Origin of the sequence: Enterovirga sp. (assembly GCF_028290205.1) — a bacterium.
Classification (GTDB): Bacteria; Pseudomonadota; Alphaproteobacteria; order Rhizobiales; family Beijerinckiaceae; genus Enterovirga.
Window position 1 is genome coordinate 1 of sequence record NZ_JAQGKF010000132.1, and the last position, 3,679, is coordinate 3,679.

The 3,679-nt window shown below is 67.2% G+C and carries 3 protein-coding genes; all 3 read right to left on the reverse strand.

The window, feature by feature from the left end; all coding sequences use genetic code 11:
• Positions 1 to 1,299, reverse strand: a 1,299-nt coding sequence (locus tag JWR86_RS09330; RefSeq protein WP_299564076.1) for a hypothetical protein, incomplete at its 3' end; no start/stop codon positions are given.
• 114 nt (positions 1,300 to 1,413) lie between these two features.
• Positions 1,414 to 3,042, reverse strand: a complete 1,629-nt coding sequence (locus tag JWR86_RS09335; RefSeq protein ID WP_299564078.1) for a phosphotransferase — start codon at positions 3,040 to 3,042, stop codon at positions 1,414 to 1,416.
• A gap of 16 nt (positions 3,043 to 3,058) precedes the next feature.
• The gene (locus JWR86_RS09340) at positions 3,059 to 3,439 is read right to left on the reverse strand and encodes a hypothetical protein (protein WP_299564080.1); all 381 of its coding nucleotides are present in this window, start codon (positions 3,437 to 3,439) and stop codon (positions 3,059 to 3,061) included.
• Between the last annotated feature and the right edge of the window lie 240 nt (positions 3,440 to 3,679).

The window sequence follows — 3,679 nt, forward strand, 5'->3', positions numbered from 1 at the left end:
CGTGAGGAAGAACGACCCCGCCCGAACGGTGGATGACACGACCAGCACCATGTCCGTGCCCTTTGCCACCCGGAACGGCACATAGGCATAGGCCAGGATCTCGCCGCCCTCCGCGGCCACGCCGCCCTGAACGGGCGGACAGCCGAGACGGAACTCATACTGGTCCCCCTGCCTGGCCATCTTCAGATCGAAATCGTAGGCGCCCGAAGCCTGCTCGAAATAGACATAGGGCGGCGTGATCAGCGGCCCCGCGGCGTCCAAGCCCGCGATTTGCCGCTCCGGCGTGACGGCCTGACCGGAATACAGGGTTACCGCACCCTCCCAGGGCGCATCAGCCTCCTTAAGGACCGACTGAAGGCCCATGCGCGAGCCGACCGGCCCGAGTTTGAGCAGGTCGAGATAGGTCTGCCGGACCGGATTCTGCGCCTCTAGCGCGGCCAGGTCCCGCATCGCCGGGAGGTGAAAGGCCGCCGTCTCGCTGCACAGGAAGCCGGTGAGCCGGTCGTCGGCGGTCCGCTGAAACCACTTCATCGCGAACACGCGGTGGCCGCGCCAGTTCGACGAGCTGTCGTCGTAGCACCTCGGCGGCCGCATCATGTCCTCCAGCCGAACGGCGCCCGCCGTCGAGGTCAGGAACCGTTCCCAGAAGTTGTGGCACAGGATGGTGAACTGGGCCGGAGGGTCCTGGGCGAGCACCGTCATGGGCAGCACCTCCTCGTAGGGAAAGCCGGCGCATCCCAGCCGGGCCGCTTCCGCCAGAAAGGCCCGGTGCTGAGCGATCCGGCCCCAATCCTTCTTGGACGTGCAAAAACCCTCGATCTGGGCATTGTCGATCCGCCGGATCCCGAGCCGATCGAAATAGCCCGTGACCAGGGCATCCTCCTTGACCTTCGGCCAGTGCCAGAACCCCGGAAGCTGAGCGGGATCGTACTCCGCCCGGGCCGTCCTGCCCTGTCCGACCGCTTCTGCAACATCGCTGCCCTGAAGCCGGTCCACGAACAGGGCGTTCGACGCCATGGTGCAGAAATAGCCGAACTCGCCGATGTGCCGGCAGGCATATTCGTAGCTCTCGATGTGGCCGAGAAGCAGGGTCGGGCCGAGCTTGGCGCGGCGGGTCGGCCCCGCATGGGCGAAAACGCGGGGGCTGATCGCCCTCACCTCGGCGTCGTCGATCGCCCCGTTGTGGTTGATCACCAGCGCGCAATCGTCGCCCGTGAAGGTCAGGAAATTCCGAACATACATCCTCAGGTATTCGGGACTTTCCGTGAACAGGCAGGAAAACACCGCCGCGATCGTCATCTATTGGACTCCTGAACCTTCTCCCGGCGGCCCTGCGCCCGCTCGGCCGGGAGAGCGACATCCGGCCTCCTCATACCGCGTCTCGCGGCGGGAGGGGACAAGGCTGCTGGCCGCTCAGGCGGGGCGGACAGGCGCCGCCATTCCCCGCGCCGCGCTCTGTTCCAGCCGTGAAAACAACCGAAGGGCATTGGCCACAAACGCCCGCTGCCGATCGGGCCTGTCGAAATGCAGCGGCAGCATCGACAGAAACAGGCTCACATTGATGGCCGCGATCTCCGGGCTGAGCGCCTGGACGCCGTCGACCGTGAGATCCCCGAGGGCGTCCTCGAGCCAGCCGTGATGCGGGGCCGTCTCGAAAGCGATGGTGAAGCCAGTGCGGCCGTCACTCGCCAGCTCGTAGCGGCCGGCCAGGATCTGGTCGTAGCGGCCCACGACCGAGTGGGCGAGCTTGCCGAAATCGTAGCGCAGGTCGCCGTACAGGGTGGGCTCGCCCGCCTGCACGAAGCCGCGGGGATCGATGACGCGGATCCGGCGCGCCCGTGAATTGAACATCACGTTACTGAAGCCGACATCGCCGTGCATGATGGTTTGCGGGCGGCCGGACTCGAAGTCGATCCGGTCCTCGAGCTGTTCGGCGATCCGGAGCAGCGATGGCAGCGGGCGTCCCGCGAAGCTCGTCGGCGCGTCCACCGGAAAGCCGGTCTGCTCCGCATAAAGCTGCAAGCGCTCCCTCGTCTTGGTGATGGTGAGCTCCCGCAGCGCCGTGTCGCCCGGTTCGCTGCGCCGATGGCGCGCGAAGATGCCCAGCATCTCCCGGTACGAGTCGAGCACGTGCTGCCAGGACCGCTTGCCCAGGAGCCCGAACACGAACAGCTCCGACAGCGTCGGCATGTATTCGTATTCGGTGTCGTAGAAGTGCCGCCCGTCAGCCTCGCCCGATTGCAGGATGCGGGCGCAATAGACCTGCAGGTCCGGCGGCGCCGCCCTGAACCAGGCGGCCTCGGCTTTGATCTTGGCGCCGTCCTGGCTGGTCTTCCGAACCGTCTTGCCGTCGATGGTCAGCGTGTTGAAGGCCCGGGTCGTCGAGACGATGAGGCGGGAGCGGAAGTAGCGCTGGACGTGGCCGAAATCGAACCACGAGGGCAGCCATCGCGCCTGCAACGCCTGCTCGCCCGCATAGAGGTTGATGCCCTCGATGAAGCTGCCCCGCGCCCGCGTGATGGCCCGAACCAGCGCCAGGTTGCTGCTGAACGAGAAATAGCCGCAGGCGACCGGACGCCGGGCGCCGAGCTCGGGCGCCGGCAGGACTGTCTCGAGCCTGACCAGCTGCTCGCCCCGGATCTCGGCCTCGGCCCAGCTGTAGCTGTCGGCCTCGCCGCTGAGGCCGATCTCGTCCTGACCGCCCGCCGGCAGATCGCCGACCAGCGTGTCACCGTGCAGGATGCGCAGGGGCCCGTCGCCGGCGCCGATGAGGTTCGACGCGTAGATGACGGCCTCGCCGAGGCTCAGCCCGTCCGGAATGGGCAGCACCGTGACCTGCAGCTCGCGAAGGCGGCGGGCATCCTCGGGCGGAAGCGCGAAGCTGTGCGGCAGCGTGAGGTAGACCGGGTTTTCGGTCCCGATCTCGGCCAGCTGATATTCGTAGAGGCGCTTGGTCCCGACTGGCAGAAAGGTCGGCGGCAGCAGCCCGAACTCGGCGGCGAGTTCCTGACCGACATAGGCCGAGGAGAGGACGAGCCACATGCCGCCGCTCACCGCCTCAGACCGCCGATGTGGCACCGATGAGGTCCCGGATCTCGTCGGGCGAGAGCGTCAGGAACTCGCTCGGCCGCACCGCACGATCGTCCACATAGAAGCCGTCGGTCCCGCACCAGGGTTTGCCGACATGCAGTTCGTCGAACGGCACCTCGTGCCGCTTCAACCACTCGACGATCACCGGGATGGTGTGGGCGTTGATGCGGCCGATCGCACTCTCGTAGGTGCGCATGTTGCGGGCCGTGTAGACGGCGATCTCGTAGCCCTGCTCCTTGTAGACCCGAAGGCGCTCGATCACCGCCATGTTCGGCTGCTTCTCGGAATAGGGAACTCCCGCCTGCTCGTGCGTGATCGTTCCGTCGAGATCCACGACCAGTCGCTTCATTCTCTGCCTTTCAGCGCGGGCGGGGTGCCCGACCCGGTCCGCGCCGGACGGGAGCTTCGCGGCCCTGCGCCGGCGTCCCGCCCCGGGCCGCTCTGGAGGGCGCGATACAGCGCCCGGTCGCCAGATCGCGTCAAGACCGGGAGGAGACCGGGCGGGCCCCGCCGAACTCGCGCGGCTCGGCCCTCAGCTCTTCGTATTCAGCCGGCGTGCCGCAAAAGATCACCTCCGATCGGGCAATCT

Excerpts from the sequence above, each read along its gene's own strand:
- JWR86_RS09335 (WP_299564078.1), bottom strand. The coding sequence starts at position 3,042 with ATGTGGCTCGTCCTCTCCTCGGCCTATGTCGGTCAGGAACTCGCCGCC.
- JWR86_RS09340 (WP_299564080.1), bottom strand. The coding sequence starts at position 3,439 with ATGAAGCGACTGGTCGTGGATCTCGACGGAACGATCACGCACGAGCAG.